The organism is Neobacillus sp. KR4-4 (assembly GCF_042136325.1).
GTDB lineage: Bacteria > Bacillota > Bacilli > Bacillales > Cytobacillaceae > Neobacillus.
Window position 1 is genome coordinate 141152 of record NZ_JBHHJU010000005.1, and the last position, 15281, is coordinate 156432.

The following is a 15281-nucleotide window of genomic DNA, read 5'->3' on the forward strand; positions in this document are numbered from 1 at the left end:
CATGCTCTCCTACTCCAGAATTGCTACTTTTAATACTTCTTCGGTTGTCGTTAACCCTTGTTTTATTTTTAATAATCCATCATCTAATAAAAAGATCGTTTTATTTTTATTTGCCAATTCTTTCATCTTTTGAAATGACTCACCATTCATCATTGCCCGGCTCATTTCGTCATTTATGACCAACACTTCATGAAGAGCAAGCCTGCCTTTATAGCCTGTCATGCTGCAGGAGGAGCAACCTTTTCCTCTAGTAATTTTCTCAATCTTCATTCCGCGCTTGGCAAAAATCTCGATTTCACGCTTCGATGGCTCTTGAACCTCCGCACAATCACGACACACCTTTCGGACAAGACGCTGAGCAACAATCCCGCTAAGTGATGAAGCGAGTAAAAATGGTTCGACGCCCATGTCAATCAGACGAGTAACTGTCCCAATTGAATCATTGGTATGAAGAGTACTTAAAACCAAGTGTCCCGTTAATGAAGCTCGAATAGCCACTTCAGCCGTTTCTTTATCACGGATTTCCCCAACCATTATAATATTCGGGTCTTGACGTAAAATCGATCGAAGTCCCGCCGCAAAGGTCATCCCTACATTCGGGTTAACCTGGATTTGATTAATCCCTTCCAATTGATATTCAACCGGGTCCTCGACAGTAATAATGTTAACTGCTTCACTGTTAAGCTTATTAAGTGCAGCATAAAGGGTCGAAGATTTCCCTGATCCCGTTGGCCCGGTAATAAGGACAATCCCCGTTGGCTTTTCAATCATCTCATTGAATCTTTTCAGATTTAATGAATTGAAACCAAGCTTGTTCAAATCATTTAATGTGGAGCCCATATCCAAAATCCGCATAACAATCTTCTCACCATAAACAGTTGGCAGTGTGGAGACACGGAGATCAACCGGATGAAAGTCAAGATTCAGCTTGATTCGACCATCCTGCGGTACTCTATGCTCTGTAATATCAAGATTAGACATGATTTTTATTCTTGCCGTTAATACACTTTGCATATTACGCGGGAGAATTCGTTCATTCCTAAGAACACCATCAATTCGGTAACGGATTACCACCTTTGTCTCTTGTGGATCAATATGAATATCACTGGCACGATGAATCACTGCATTGGTCAATATCTGATTCACTAATCGAACAATCGGAGAATTTTGATCTGTTACGTCTTCATTTCTGTCTCGATCGTTTAATGGAAGTTCATCAAGTAATTCATCTAGTCCATCATCGACATCATAATATTTATTTATAGTCCGGAGAATATCATCTTTCGTAGAAATGGCCGGTTCAATATGAAAACCGGTCGACAACCGCAAATCATCAATCACGAAAAAATCCATTGGATTCGCCATTGCCACGAAAAGCTTATTTCCATCCCTTTTTAATGGGATGATTAAATTTCTTTTGGCTGTTTCTTTGGTGATTAATGAAAAGAGATTGGTATCAAATGGATATTGAAACAAACTGACATGCGGAATACCAAGTTGATATTCAAGCACCTCAACTAATTGCTGTTCTGTTAAATATCCTTTTTGTAACAGGGCATCTCCAAGTTTTTGAGAATCATTTTTTTCATCTAATGTAGCTTGAAGTTGCTCAGGAGTAATTAAACCTTCTTCGATTAACAAATCTCCTAGTCGTTTTCGTGATTGCCTCATTTTACATCCCTGCTTTTATTTTGGTTGTTCATTTGGCTTGCCCCATAAATCATTATCGTTAGAATTTTGTCCGGTATTATCTGTTGTTGATGTTTGATTTCCATTCATATTTGATGAATCGGTAGTCTGGTCACCGCTGCTATCTGAATTACCAGTTGTATCAGTCGTTGGAGTACCTGCTTGTACACTGCCAGCTAGCCCGTGGACTTCAATCTGGTATGAAGGAGGATAATAGTCTTCTGAAATCAGTTCACTTTTAAGAAGTTCGTTACCTTGATAAACATCCCGATAAACCTTAATAATTTCTCCTGTTTTTCCCTCCGTTTGGATCTTTGATTTTCCTGGGAGAAGGAGCGGACTATATTGAATGATTGTCTTATATGCTAAATCTTGTTTTTCTTTAGTCTTGATTTCATATTTATAAACAAATTCTTGTCCCGTCAAAGAAACCTTCAATTCTTTATTTTCTAAGAGGAGTTTTAGTTTATATTTTGATTTATTAGGATTTACTATCATCAAATCGGTCTTTTTAGGTAGATTGACCATCGCTTCGTATCCTAACTTCGAATATGCAGGTAACGTGCTGCCAATGTTTCTTTCTAGAATCTTAAAATTTGAAGGTAAGATTGCTTGATAAATACCTGTAGCAATTATGTTTAAAGAGTCTAGATCATCAATTTTTTGCTTTTTCGCAAAATCTAACAGTGAAAAACTCGCACCTTCTGAAATTTCTATTTCAGGGTTTTTATCAATGATCGTTCTCAAAGTAAACGGCACATCTGTCATTGAGATCACGGCGGAATTTATGACAGCATCCTTTTTAATTTTTCCTGCAAGTAAGAAATCATTATGAAGGTCCAAAGTCTGTGAACCGGATTCGAATAAGGAAGCTGTCGTATTTAAGCTCGATGTGAGCTTATTGATATCAATATCACTTGTTTTAATTGGAGAAAATAATAGCTCTAATTGCTCTTTAACCTTTAATTTATCTACCGTTATATAGGCAGGATTTTTCTGCCCATCCTTAATGGAATTGATTGTTTTTCCGGAATCTAGGTGAAATTGGGTTAAATCAAATGAAGCTGTTTTTTCTCCATATTGAAGTTGGATCTTTGTCTGTTTCACCCATTCAACGTATTTTTCCTCTAACAGGCCTTTAGCTTCAATTTCTGTCTTTCCTGAAACATCTAAAGCACCGACCGAGGTACCATCAGAGAATTTTCCATCTGCATTAGTCATTTTTTCAAATGCTTTTGCCCCAAAATGGGAAAAACTAAAAATAAATGCTGTACTAAATAGTAAAACAACAAACAATTTGATCATTTGCTGATTCTTGCCCAAAAGTTCTGTCTCCCTTCAAACACTCACATATACTTCATCTATTAAACTAAGATAGAAATTATTGTTAGTTACTTTTGTAGAACTACCTTTTCTTTCGATTCAATTACATCTAAGACATCTTCACGATCTGCAGCAGCCTCTTTTTTAGCAAGAAGAAAATCGAAAAGTGAGTCATCAGAAAGCTCCTGTTCCACCGCTCCGAGCTCTGCAGCTAATGTCGTTTCTCCTCGAATCGGGGAAAGCTCCAGGGGATCTTCTTGTGAATCCATTTGCTCCGTTCTTGATTCAAGCTCTAATAAACTTTCAATATCTGATAAATAGTCATTTTCCATGTTTTGATCCTCAATTTGAGTCATTACATCCACTTCATTCTCTCTTTCTAGTAAAAAGGAGATATCCATATCAATTGGCTCCTGCTCACTAACAGGTACATCTACAATTTCAGACAAGTCTTGAGAAGATACTACCTCTGTCACTGGATCTTTTTCTAATTTAAAATGGGACGAATCAGCTATTGGTAATTCATCGCCAATTTCCACCAAATTAATATCTTTTAAATTTTCAATTTTGTAATCAGCATTGTGGCCATCAATTTCAACATCCATTGGTTCTTCTAATAGAGGATTTTTTGGTAATAATACTGTTCCCAAACGGTTACCCATAAAGTAAGCTGCAAAAAAACTGAGCGCTAAAAGTATTAATGCCGTCTCCCACAACGGAATGATTGAAACGGCTGCAAGTCCTGCAAGAGATAAAATAAAACTAATTAATACTAAAAGGAGTTTCCCTTTTAAGGTGTAACCTAATGGCAGCAAGTATATTATTAACGTGAGTATAGCCACCGAACTAAAGGCCCATAAAATTGATTGCATTCTTTCACTCTCCTTTTAATTAGTCATTTTATACTATTAAACTACATTTTCCTTCAAATGATTTAATTTTTTTGTAGATTTCCTCAAATATTAGACAAAATTCGCCTAATAAATATTGTATAATACTTTTAAGTTGTTTAAAAGAAGATGGAAAATAATTTTATAGGTAGATAATCCTAATTGCTTTTCCATCTATTTGTACTAATTTTGCTATCATTAAGGAATGATTAGAATGAAATTAATTCGCAATGAAAGAGGAGTCACTTTAATCGAGGTTCTTGTATCCATTGTGCTTCTTTCAATTATCTTTTTATCCGTTATGAGATTTTTCCCACAAATGGGACTTATGAATAATCAAAATCAAGAAAAGGCTAAAGCTATAAACCTTGCTAAAGAAGTTCTTATTAATTGGCAAGAATCAAGTGATGTGAAATGGTTTTTAGTTAAGACTGACCAAACAGCTGGATTTACCCCAACTGATTCAAAAGTAACATATAATAGGTTCTACTCTGATCCAACCTATTATTATTTCGAAACGACTAAAGATCAATATGACGTGAATATTAAAATTAAGAGATTTCCTGAAACAAGTTCCAGATTATCAAGTATCCATTCGATTGTTGTTCAATTGATAGATAAAAAGAATAGACATGTCGTTACTGAAACATTCGGATATGTTAAAAGATAGGAAATGAGATATATGAAGAGAGCTGAAAATGGTTTTACGCTAATTGAAGTACTTGTTACCCTATCCATTCTTTCCTTTGTAGGGATCATTGCCTGGAGTGTTTTTTTTCAAGGCTATAATTTTTCGCAAAAGGCAATTTCTAAAAACGCGATGATTCAAGAGACCAATCTATTAATTACAAATTTAAAAAAAGTACATCAAACACTGATCGAATACGAAATAAAAAGTGAAAACTGTGAAATTAAAGTTACGAACTTAAAAACTAATCCTAAGCAAACGCAAATATTTAATCACCCTGCGATTTGTTTTAAAATTCTTGAAATAAATGCTGTGCCAGGCTCTGGGCCAAAAACAGTAAAACCCAATAATAAATTAAATGATGGCTCTTTAAATGACGTTTCTTTAAAAATTAATGCAAGTGATAAAAATAATCCACAAAACAGTATAACTCAAGATACATTTCTTTATCGAATGAAGGGTGCGGATTATCAATGAAGAATTTAATGAAGAATGAACAAGGATATGCCCTTGTAACCGTATTATTGATCATTACTGTTTTTATGGTTGTATTCCTCTCCTTCATGGGGCAGGCATTTAGCAGTGTGAAACAAAATCAGGTGGTTGAGAAAAAATCTCGTTCGGTTGCAGCAGCTGAAGCGGGGATTTCGAATTACCAGGTGGAAATTCAAAAAACATTTGAATCTGAACAACAAACTGTAAGTGATTATATAAGGGATAGACCTTTGCTTCAGGATGAAAATAAATTTAAAAACGAAGCTGCTAAAAAAATGGCAGAAGTGCTACAAGGTAAAATCATTTCAACTCCTACGAATGCTCCATATCGTATGAGTAATTATATTGTTACTTCAGATCCTGACCCGAGCTCGAGTAAAGTAATTATTAGTTTTAATGTTATCGGAAATGATAACTCAAAAGAAACCACTCTTTTTACAAAAATGACTATAGACTTTGCTTCAATCATTGATCAAAGAACAATTGATACCAGTAACACATACGCAATGCCAAAATTTGATACGGTTAAACCAACATCAACATCAGAATGTACAACGTTAGATTGTGACAATGTTTATATAAACGGTAATGGTAATTTTACTGGTAATAATAACATTAGAGATAACCAAACAATTTACACTACAGGTGCACTCACTTTTGATGGAAATGGCAACGAAAATAATATAACAAATGTAAAAATCCACTCTGATGGTGCATTTATAAATAACAAAAACATGAATAGCGCTTCAAATGTAATTATAGAAACAAAAGACGGCGCTAAATTTATGCAGAATGTAAAGATAAGTGGAACATCAAAAATTCTAGTAAATAAAACATTGTATGTTAATCAACATTTAGAACTTGCCGATCATTCTTTTGTTTTTGTTGGAGGTGCAGATGCTCCAACAACTGATGTGAACTATAAGAGCGCAACGATTGATAATAATTTAAACATTCTATCTTCCTCAAAGATGTGTGTAAATGGAAATTTAGCAGCTAAAAAGGTTGATGTCGACTCAACTAGTAAATTATATGTGTTAGGTAAAGTGTGGGAAAATGGTTCAATAAAAACTGAATATACCGTTGATCTTAATACTTTTACTAGGGAATGTGGAAGTCTTATACCGCCTGAATTTAATATTAAATGGGGAGACAATGTAAATACCATCATAAATAGCGTTGATTATAATTAACACGATAAAAAGGTGTGACCGTAGTTGTAAAGACAACTACAGTCACACCTTTTTTAACACGAAGAATACTCCGCCACCCTATTCCGCCCAGCCCTCTTTGCGCCCACATAAAGTGCCCGATCCGCATGCCGGATCAAAGCCAACGCATCTTCCGCATTCTCAGGAGCTGTCGCTACCCCTATTGATGCGGTAATCATGACTTTCTGCTGTGTTTTTTCAAAATCAAAAGATTGTTGGATGGTAAATGGCCAATTGGAAATCATTTGCCTAATTTGTTCAGCCATTTCGTATGCCTCTTCTTTGAGTGTATCAGGCAGAAGTACAACGAATTCTTCTCCGCCATATCTTGCCACCGTACCACGACCACCTACCAACTTACTTAATCGGCTGGCAAGCTCAAACAGAATTTCATTGCCGCTTTGGTGTCCATACGTATCATTGACTTGTTTAAAATGGTCGATATCCAGAATAATTAACGACAGTGTTCGACGTTCGAATCGGGTTAATTTTTCAAATTCCTCAGTTAGCAGGTTTTCAAAATAACGATAATTATATAGTTTGGTTAATGAGCAGCGTTCACTTTGCATTTTTGTCATTTCATAATGCTTGGCATTTTCAATGGCAACGGCAAAATGAGAACAAAGGATATCGATAATCATCAATTGGAATTTTTCAAAGGCACGCTTTCGCTTTGAAGCAAGTACTAAAACGCCAAGTACTTTTTTGCTTCGAACGATGGGTACACCTAGAACACTTTCGGCATCATCAGGTAGATGACCGTACGAAAAGTTCCGCCATTCTTTCCTTGCTGTAAATAAGAATGTTTTCTGCTCTGCCCACACCATCCCGCAAATTCCTTGGTTTTTCTTGACAGGAGGGAAATGCTTAGTCACGCCCCCTTCGACCCCTCGAACGACTTGAAGTTCATCATTGTTCGTTACTTCAAGGATATAGGCATAATCCACTGGAAGCATTTCACTAACCTTTTGAATCAACAAATCAACCACATCATCAACCTTCAATCGCTCGGCCATTTGATGTCCGATTTCGGCAGCCTTTTGTAAATAACCGTTGATCTGTTCACTAGAATAATAAAGTCTGAAAATCATAGATAAACTGACAAAAGGAATCCCCACAAACAACAGGGCTAAACCGCCGACTTGATTATAAAGGATATACAGTACAAACCCAATCGGAAAGGTGATGAAAGTGGTTATCGTCTCAACAATAAAATCCTTTCCGAAATAGGATTCTTTGCTTTTATAAATAAAATATAGATTGAAGGAGACAATGATCTGATTCATCGCATAACTAACCACTGCATATAACATAGCTAGCCATAAGTAATTAGAGTTTTCTGTAAAATTCTGTCCTACCTCTCCACCAAGCCCGTGGTAGACCAGTCCACTGGTCAAGGAAACGAGGAAAAACATATTCAAGTTAAGCGGTAATCGAAATAATTCCCCTTTGCGGAGGATCCGTAACTTGAGTAGTAAAACAAGAACGGCTATTTGTGCAAAAATGATTTCCACAAATAAACCGAATCTTAAAAAGGTAGCAAGCGCCACCCATTGAATTAAGAATATAAACATATTATTTATGACAATCGGCATGGCTGCCACTACACAGGTTAACAGTAAAAAGGCAAGGATATCCGTCCACTGCCCGGAGATTTGTGGAGGATAAGTCTTATAAGTGAACCACGTTCCAGCTGGGACCATTAAAATCCAAGTTAGAAAAATCGAATTCTTGATGTATGGATTTACCTTCATGCTTATCCTCCGCTTTCGATTTTTATCGAGATAAAATTATTTTACCATCGAAAAAATATCTTGTCATAAAGAAATTTTCTTGTTTTTCAAAAACTGGCATAAAAATGGTTTTACCTCTGAAATAAAATAAAGTGACCCTGTAATAACTAATATGTCGTCGTTATCCAGTGTTTTTATTTCTTCTGCAAGATACGAACCCCAGTCATCCACCGCAAGTTTGTTGGCTGACTGGCTGATTTTCAGTAATTCCTCTGCTTTGGCCGCGCGGGGAAAATCAAAGCTAACAAAAGTAATTTGAGAAGCAATTCTATCGAGTTTCCCAATCATCTCGTCCAGCTTTTTATCCGTTAATGCAGCAAAGACAATCTGGATATGGCGATTAGGATATCGAGTGGATAGTTCATGTGTAAGAGCTGTAATCCCTTCCTCATTATGGGCCCCGTCAATGATGACCAGTGGACTTTCCGACAGCATTTCAAATCTACCTGGCCAATATGCCTTCTGTAATCCTGCTCGAATCGCTTGTTCAGTTAAGATAAACTCGCCTTTTTGATGTAAAAATTGGGCAGCTATTACCGCAAGAGCGGCATTTTCCGTTTGATGCTGGCCCATCATGCTGAGTTCCAGCTGGTCGAGTGTATGAAATGGAGTGGAAACGTTAAACATTTCGCCCTTACCTAAGGATTTATGACCGCTTATCGAAATCTCCTGATCTAAGCGATATACGGGTGCCTCTTTCTTTTGAGCTTGTTCCTCGATGACCTTGAGCGCACCTGGATGTTTAACAGCTGTGAATAAGGCGGTACTCTTTTTAATAATCCCTGCTTTTTCAAAAGCAATTTCCTCATATGTATTTCCGAGGATATTGGTGTGATCAAGACCGATATTCGTAATGATGGAAGCTAACGGTTGGATAATGTTGGTTGAATCAAAGCGACCGCCTAATCCTACTTCAAAAATAACGATATCAACCTTGTTCAAGCTTGCGAAATAATGAAACGCCATGGCAGTAATCACTTCAAACTCCGTTGGGCCGCCTAGGTCCGTCTTTTCTAATTCATCTGCCAACGGGCGAATGATATTTGTTAGCTGAAGCAGTTCCTCATCGCTAATTGCTTTGCCATTGACACTAATTCGTTCGTTAAACTGTTCAATATAAGGGGAGGTAAAGGTTCCGACCGTATACCCCCCTGCTTCAAGAATGGAACGAAGATAGGTAACTGTAGACCCTTTACCATTGGTACCGCCAATATGAACGGACTTCATTTTTGTTTCCGGATGGCCGAGTCTTTCCATCATCCATTCCATCCGCCTTAAACCTGGCTTGATCCCTAGTCTTAACCGAGCATGGATCCATTCTAGGGCTTCTTTATATGTAGTAAACATCCGTGACACCCCATCTTTTTGTATGTGTAATAAGATGAGACGACTCCATTGCTGGACTCGCCTCATCATTTAGTTTACCCTCTTAATTCTTTAATTCGAGCTTCTACGATTGCTCTCTTCTCACGATAATCACTTTCTTTTGCCCGCTCTTCAGCTACAACATTCTCAGGGGCTTTTTTCATGAAGCCTTCATTACTCAATTTCTTTTGAACTCGTTCCACTTCTTTATTTAAGCGGTCGAATTCTTTTTGCAGGCGCGCAATTTCTTCATCGATGTTAATCAAGCCTGCAAGCGGCAAGATGATTTCAACGCCAGTTATAACGGCTGTCATGGCTTTTTCAGGGGTTTCAAGCTCCACACCCATTTGCAATTCTTCAGGATTACAGAAACGTTCAATATAGCTGCGGTTATTCTCAAGCGATGTAAGAACTGTTTCATCCTTCGCTTTAACGAGCATTTTGATTTTCTTGCTCATTGGAGTGTTTACTTCCGCACGAATATTTCGTACAGAACGAATCATTTCCATGAGTAATTTCATTTCTTGTGCTGCTTGGTCATCAGATAGGGCTGGATTTACTTCTGGCCACTTCGCTGTCGTAATGGACTCACCTTGGTGTGGAAGGTTTTGCCAAATTTCCTCGGTGATAAATGGCATGAATGGATGTAACAATCGCATCGTTTGATCCAAAACATGAGCTAGAATGGAACGAGTAGTTTTCTTAGCTGCTTCATCTTCACCATATAACGGAAGTTTCGCCATTTCGATATACCAGTCACAGAAGTCATCCCAGATAAAGTTGTACAATGCACGGCCCACTTCCCCGAATTCATAGCGGTCAGAAAGTCGTGTCACATGTTCAATCGTTTCATTTAAGCGTGTTAAAATCCATTTGTCGGCAACTGATTTTTCGCCGCTGAAATCTATTTCATCATAGGTCATGCCGTCCATATTCATTAACGCAAAGCGGGACGCATTCCAAATTTTATTGGCAAAGTTCCATGTAGACTCTACTTTTTCAAAACTGAAACGTAAGTCTTGACCCGGAGAACTTCCAGTTGAAAGGAAATATCTTAACGCATCTGCACCGTATTTTTCAATAACATCCATTGGGTCTACGCCGTTTCCAAGGGATTTACTCATTTTACGGCCTTGCTCATCACGAACGAGACCATGGATGAGGACATCTTTAAATGGACGCTCGCCGGTAAACTCGATGCTTTGGAAAATCATTCGGGATACCCAGAAGAAGATAATATCATAGCCAGTCACTAACACGTCAGTTGGGAAGTAACGCTTGAAATCAGCTGCTTCTGTATTCGGCCAGCCCATCGTTGAGAACGGCCATAATGCCGAACTGAACCAAGTATCTAGAACGTCTTTATCCTGTTCCCAGTTCTCCGCATCTGCAGGTGCTTCTGTTCCTACATATACTTCACCTGTTTGCTTGTGGTACCAAGCCGGAATCCGGTGACCCCACCAAAGCTGTCTTGAAATACACCAGTCGCGGATATTTTCCATCCAGCGCAGGTACGTTTTTTCAAAGCGGTCTGGAACAAAGTTTACTTTCGCTTCTTTATCTTGCAGGGCAATCGCTTCATCTGCGAGCGGCTGCATTTTAACAAACCATTGGGTGGAAAGATACGGTTCAACCACTGCACCGCTTCGCTCGGAGTGACCTACGGAATGTGGATGCTCTTCAATTTTGAAAAGAACACCTTGTTCCTGCAAATCTTTCACGATTTGCTTGCGGCATTCGAAACGGTCTAAACCTTTATATTTGCCGGCTTTATCATTCATCGAGCCATCTTCGTTCATAACAAGAATCCGTTCTAAGTTATGACGATTACCAAGTTCAAAGTCGTTCGGGTCATGGGCAGGTGTAATTTTAACCGCTCCAGATCCAAATTCCATATCCACATAATCATCAGCCACAATTGGAATTTCGCGGCCAACGATTGGCAAAATGACGTTTTTACCAATGAGGTGCTTATAGCGGTCATCTTCCGGATGAACGGCAACAGCCGTATCGCCTAGCATTGTTTCGGGACGGGTTGTCGCCACCTCAATATGTCCGGAACCATCGGCAAGCGGATAGCTCATATGATAAAAGGCACCTTGAACATCTTTATAAATTACTTCGATATCTGATAGTGCTGTTTTGGTAGACGGGTCCCAGTTAATAATATATTCACCGCGGTAAATGAGACCTTTTTTATAAAGGGTAACAAACACCTCTTTAACAGCATCTGATAAGCCTTCATCAAGCGTGAAACGCTCGCGGCTGTAATCTAAGCCTAAGCCTAGTTTCGACCATTGCTGACGGATATGAGAAGCATACTCTTCCTTCCACTTCCATGTTTCCTCAACGAATTTTTCTCTGCCTAAATCGTAGCGGCTTTTGCCTTCACTGCGAAGTTTTTCTTCCACCTTTGCTTGGGTAGCAATCCCCGCATGGTCCATCCCCGGTAACCAAAGCACATCATAGCCCTGCATCCGCTTCATACGGGTCACGATATCTTGCAGCGTTGTATCCCAGGCATGACCTAAATGAAGTTTCCCTGTTACGTTTGGGGGCGGAATAACAACCGTGTATGGCTGCTTACTTTCATCATCTTTTGCTTCAAAAAACTTCCCTTGCAGCCACCATTCATATCGACCTTTTTCAATCGTTTGCGGGTCATATTTAGTAGGCATTGTTAGTTCCTTTGTTTCCATTATAAAATCCTCCTTTGATTCCTTTTCCACATAAAAAACCCCAATCGTCATAAAAGGACGAATGGAGTTTGCTTCGCGGTACCACCTTTTTTCCAATCAAAAAAACTGATTGGCACTTATGTAGATAACGGATTTTGTCCGTCTTCAACTAATAGGATTCTTATAATCCGTTCGCAGAAGAAGCTCGTGGGCGACCTTCCGACTGTCTGCTTAGGAAATCTTCCAGCTTATAATTTCCCTCTCTATAAAGCAGGTTGGCATCGTACTCTTCCCTGTCGTTGCTTATTAATTAAATTATATTGTTATACTACCGAAAAAAAGGGTTTGACGTCAATAATGATAACCACTTTTTTTATTTTTTATACTATATGCTTCTTTTTTGGAGAATTCTCCGCTCATGTGGAATATACATAAAGAAAATAAAAAAGGGGGGGTTTTTGGTGAAGAGGAATTTCAATAAATTTAAATACCAACCCTGGTTTCGGACTTGTCGGAGGGTGGCAGCGCAATTAGTTATTCCATTTGTGGTCTTCCAATTTATTCGAACACTGATTATTCCTACATTCTTTGATATCGTGTTATTAACGTTATTTGTGGCGATTGCTGTGTCGATCTATTTTGAAATCGTATAAGGAGCCCTTGTAGCAAGTTTACTGCTGCTGGGCTCCTTCTTTTGCTGCTGATTGCGCATCAATCTCGGTCATTCTCATGACAACATACTCGGAGTTTTTCAAATGCCAGTAGCGGTGCTGCAGCTGGCGTACATATTTTAACTCGTTTTTGGGACGCTCCTTCCGATAGTAGCTTTCTGCTACCTGGATAATTGGAATCGGAAGCGCCAAGTAGCTGAAGAATAATAATTTTTCATCCGCTTTAAACGGAAAGTATTTAAAATAATGATAAACCCAATCGATGGCTGTATCGCTTCGTTTTGGATTTGTGTTTAAAGCTCGTGATAAATAGGGCAGGAGGTCATGGATCGGTGAACCATAGCGAGCATTCTCAAAGTTTATAAAATAACCATACCCTTTATCATCATATAAAAAATGCTCGGGTGACAATTTTCCATGAGTAATCACCATGCGGGCCTTTTCATTGTCTTTCGTTTTTTCATACCATTCTTCAAATTTGGTTTTCGAGAATTTCAGCGCTTGGCTGATTTCATTGTAATAGAGGCAGAATAACAATTCAAAAGGCGACATATAGGTCTTTTTTTCACATTCGTCGATGAAGCCATCGAGGAATTCCTGATGTTTTTCATGCTGTTGAAGAGTCTTTTCATAGTGCTCTGTTCTTTCTTCTTTATCCAAGGTAATTTCCTTGGCGGATAGTGTATGAAGGCGGGCTAGTTCACGAAACAGCTGTTGATTTCGGTGCTCACGGTCTTCTTTTTGTTCATTTGACATCCATGGCATTAAGTAATAGAGGTCATTTTCATGTAAAATTGCATACCTGCCGTCCATGGTAGGATATATTGGAACGATACGGTTAAATCCTTTTTGGTAGAGAAGATGGACATGACGTATGAAATCGGTCCCGGTCGTCGGGTCAATTTTTTTTAATGCAAAGGTTCCTTTATTGGAATAAACCTTGAGGACGCTGCCAAAATCCTCTACAAACTGAGGTTCAACAAGATAATGTTTTAAGATTGGGGCAATTGCGGCTAGATGATTGGAGTTATTCATGTGAACTTTCAACTCTCTTTCCATTGGAAAAGCGTAACCGCCCGCTTGGTGGACGCCATTACGATTATGAAAAGAAGGTGAGCAGGTCAAAAGAACCCGCTCATCTCTTTTAGTTATTTTTTTGCAAAGCTGCTAGGAATATATAATACTTGGCCCTCGTATACATCTTGATTGATTTCAAGATTGTTAACGCGAAGGAGGTTTTGTACGGATACATCATATCTATCTGCTACGCTGCTCACGGTATCGCCCTTTTGGACGATGCAAATCTTAACTCTTGCTTGCTCCGCATGTTCATCCTTCCGAGCAAAGAACTCGGTTAACGTCATACTTTTCTTTTTGGCTGCTTTTTTCTTTTTTACATTTTTCGGCGGTTCCTCTGGGGAGGAAGAGCTCTCTTCTACCTGACTTACTTCCTCTTCAACCTGACCTGTTGGGTGTTGCTCTGCTTCCACACCGCCCGCTTGCGCTTGCTCTTGCACTGGCTGGCTGGGCTCACTTCTTGCTTCCTGGAAATACCATGCTGGCTGGCTCTCTTCACTTTTTACTTCTTCTATATCCCATGATGAATGGTACCCTTCATTTCTAACTTCTTGTAAATCTACTGCGGGTTCGTTTTCTTGATTACTGGCCTCTTGAAACTCCCATGCTGGCTGGCTCTCTACATTTCTTGCTTCCTGTAACTCCCATGTAGGTTCGTGTTCCTCTTCTTCAAATTCTTCCTGCGGCTGGTAATTGAAGGTCGGAAATTTAGGTAAAACTTCTACACTCTCTTCTTCCTCTTGCTGCTTCCTAGCCTCAGCTTCAAATAAGAAGTTATCTTGGTAGCTGCTTTGGACTGTTTCCAATTCAACTTCGACTTCTTCCACATCTTCATATTCAGGTTCAGCACGATGGACAACCTCAATTTCAGTGGCCTCTTCCTGCGGTTGTTGTTGTTCGGTCGAATATAAGCCGCTAATCGTTAGTTCTGCTGCCAGCTTCAGGCAGCTGCGTTCAGGAATCGAATAGTCAAACGATTCAACGAGAACATCAATATCGTAAATACTCTGAATCCGATTATTTGGGATGGTGATGTCGACAGGGAATCGGTGGGTAAATTCACAGGTTCCTTCCTCGCGGGTATCCACCCTTTCCACAAACTTTTGTGATGTTACACCTTCTTCTTCGTTTTCACTGTTAGTTTCGTAACTTTTATATTCGCCTGTGAGTTCGAGCGAACCTCTTATGGTTACGTACTGGTCGTTTTCCTGGATGGTAATGTCCGGGTCTAAAGAGATGGAAATAAGCTCTTCGACTTCCTGTCCTTTTCTAAACCACAAAGACTCCTCCAAGGAAAAGCGTAGGCACGATTGGTTCTCTTGGGACAAAGCGACTCCTCCTTTCGTTTCCTTCACGCAAAATCACTATGTCACTTACACTCTATGACCCATGGGCTTTTTT

General features: G+C 39.0%; 12 protein-coding genes and 1 other annotated feature. Of the genes, 4 read left to right on the plus strand and 8 right to left on the minus strand.

All coding sequences use genetic code 11. The annotated features are described in order from the left end of the window. Positions 1-9 precede the first annotated feature (9 nt). The 3 genes from ACE198_RS07400 to ACE198_RS07410 form a co-directional block, all read right to left on the minus strand. Positions 10-1671 carry a GspE/PulE family protein gene (locus tag ACE198_RS07400; RefSeq protein ID WP_375375109.1) on the minus strand — a complete coding sequence of 554 codons (1662 nt, stop codon included), beginning with the start codon at positions 1669-1671 and terminating at the stop codon, positions 10-12. Positions 1672-1686: 15 nt separating this feature from the next. Beyond that, positions 1687-3012, minus strand: a complete 1326-nt coding sequence (locus tag ACE198_RS07405) for a G5 domain-containing protein (RefSeq protein ID WP_375375110.1) — start codon at positions 3010-3012, stop codon at positions 1687-1689. A 68-nt stretch (positions 3013-3080) separates the two neighbouring features. Next, a complete protein-coding gene (locus ACE198_RS07410) occupies positions 3081-3884 on the minus strand; it encodes a SoxR reducing system RseC family protein (RefSeq protein ID WP_375375111.1) in 804 nt (267 codons plus the stop codon). 232 nt (positions 3885-4116) lie between these two features. On the opposite strand from ACE198_RS07410, the gene ACE198_RS07415 reads away from it, so the two are divergent. The 3 genes from ACE198_RS07415 to ACE198_RS07425 are packed head-to-tail and all read left to right on the plus strand — an operon-like array spanning position 4117 to position 6278. After that, complete coding sequence (locus ACE198_RS07415) at positions 4117-4572, plus strand: type IV pilus modification PilV family protein (RefSeq protein ID WP_375375112.1); 456 nt, start codon at positions 4117-4119, stop codon at positions 4570-4572. 12 nt (positions 4573-4584) lie between these two features. Then, the gene (locus ACE198_RS07420) at positions 4585-5067 is read left to right on the plus strand and encodes a PulJ/GspJ family protein (RefSeq protein WP_375375113.1); all 483 of its coding nucleotides are present in this window, start codon (positions 4585-4587) and stop codon (positions 5065-5067) included. Next, entirely contained in the window at positions 5064-6278 is a 1215-nt protein-coding gene (locus ACE198_RS07425) for a hypothetical protein (RefSeq protein WP_375375114.1), read from the plus strand. The genes ACE198_RS07420 and ACE198_RS07425 overlap by 4 nt, the downstream gene beginning before the upstream one ends. Positions 6279-6331: 53 nt before the next feature. Here the strand turns inward: ACE198_RS07425 and ACE198_RS07430 are convergent, their stop codons facing one another. From ACE198_RS07430 to ACE198_RS07440, 3 genes are all read right to left on the minus strand, one after another. Next, positions 6332-8050 carry a diguanylate cyclase gene (locus ACE198_RS07430; protein ID WP_375375115.1) on the minus strand — a complete coding sequence of 573 codons (1719 nt, stop codon included), beginning with the start codon at positions 8048-8050 and terminating at the stop codon, positions 6332-6334. A gap of 63 nt (positions 8051-8113) precedes the next feature. Further along, positions 8114-9436, minus strand: coding sequence for a bifunctional folylpolyglutamate synthase/dihydrofolate synthase (locus ACE198_RS07435; RefSeq protein WP_375375176.1), 1323 nt, complete (start codon positions 9434-9436; stop codon positions 8114-8116). 74 nt (positions 9437-9510) lie between these two features. Then, on the minus strand, positions 9511-12153 hold the full coding sequence (locus tag ACE198_RS07440; protein ID WP_375375116.1) for a valine--tRNA ligase: 2643 nt from the start codon (positions 12151-12153) through the stop codon (positions 9511-9513). 50 nt (positions 12154-12203) lie between these two features. Next, positions 12204-12441 (minus strand) — a binding site (T-box leader). Positions 12442-12593: 152 nt separating this feature from the next. Between ACE198_RS07440 and ACE198_RS07445 the strand changes: the two genes are divergently transcribed. Continuing rightward, positions 12594-12785, plus strand: coding sequence for a hypothetical protein (locus ACE198_RS07445; protein ID WP_098574244.1), 192 nt, complete (start codon positions 12594-12596; stop codon positions 12783-12785). A gap of 18 nt (positions 12786-12803) precedes the next feature. Here the strand turns inward: ACE198_RS07445 and ysxE are convergent, their stop codons facing one another. Together ysxE and spoVID are read right to left on the minus strand one after the other, a co-directional pair. Beyond that, complete coding sequence (ysxE, locus tag ACE198_RS07450; RefSeq protein ID WP_098574601.1) at positions 12804-13838, minus strand: spore coat protein YsxE; 1035 nt, start codon at positions 13836-13838, stop codon at positions 12804-12806. A gap of 113 nt (positions 13839-13951) precedes the next feature. Beyond that, entirely contained in the window at positions 13952-15235 is a 1284-nt protein-coding gene (spoVID, locus tag ACE198_RS07455) for a stage VI sporulation protein D (RefSeq protein ID WP_375375117.1), read from the minus strand. Between the last annotated feature and the right edge of the window lie 46 nt (positions 15236-15281).

Excerpts from the sequence above, each read along its gene's own strand:
- ACE198_RS07400 (WP_375375109.1), bottom strand. The coding sequence starts at position 1,671 with ATGAGGCAATCACGAAAACGACTAGGAGATTTGTTAATCGAAGAAGGT.
- ACE198_RS07410 (WP_375375111.1), bottom strand. The coding sequence starts at position 3,884 with ATGCAATCAATTTTATGGGCCTTTAGTTCGGTGGCTATACTCACGTTA.
- ACE198_RS07415 (WP_375375112.1), top strand. The coding sequence starts at position 4,117 with ATGAAATTAATTCGCAATGAAAGAGGAGTCACTTTAATCGAGGTTCTT.
- ACE198_RS07420 (WP_375375113.1), top strand. The coding sequence starts at position 4,585 with ATGAAGAGAGCTGAAAATGGTTTTACGCTAATTGAAGTACTTGTTACC.
- ACE198_RS07425 (WP_375375114.1), top strand. The coding sequence starts at position 5,064 with ATGAAGAATTTAATGAAGAATGAACAAGGATATGCCCTTGTAACCGTA.
- ACE198_RS07430 (WP_375375115.1), bottom strand. The coding sequence starts at position 8,050 with ATGAAGGTAAATCCATACATCAAGAATTCGATTTTTCTAACTTGGATT.
- ACE198_RS07435 (WP_375375176.1), bottom strand. The coding sequence starts at position 9,436 with ATGTTTACTACATATAAAGAAGCCCTAGAATGGATCCATGCTCGGTTA.
- ACE198_RS07440 (WP_375375116.1), bottom strand. The coding sequence starts at position 12,153 with ATGGAAACAAAGGAACTAACAATGCCTACTAAATATGACCCGCAAACG.
- ysxE (WP_098574601.1), bottom strand. The coding sequence starts at position 13,838 with ATGAATAACTCCAATCATCTAGCCGCAATTGCCCCAATCTTAAAACAT.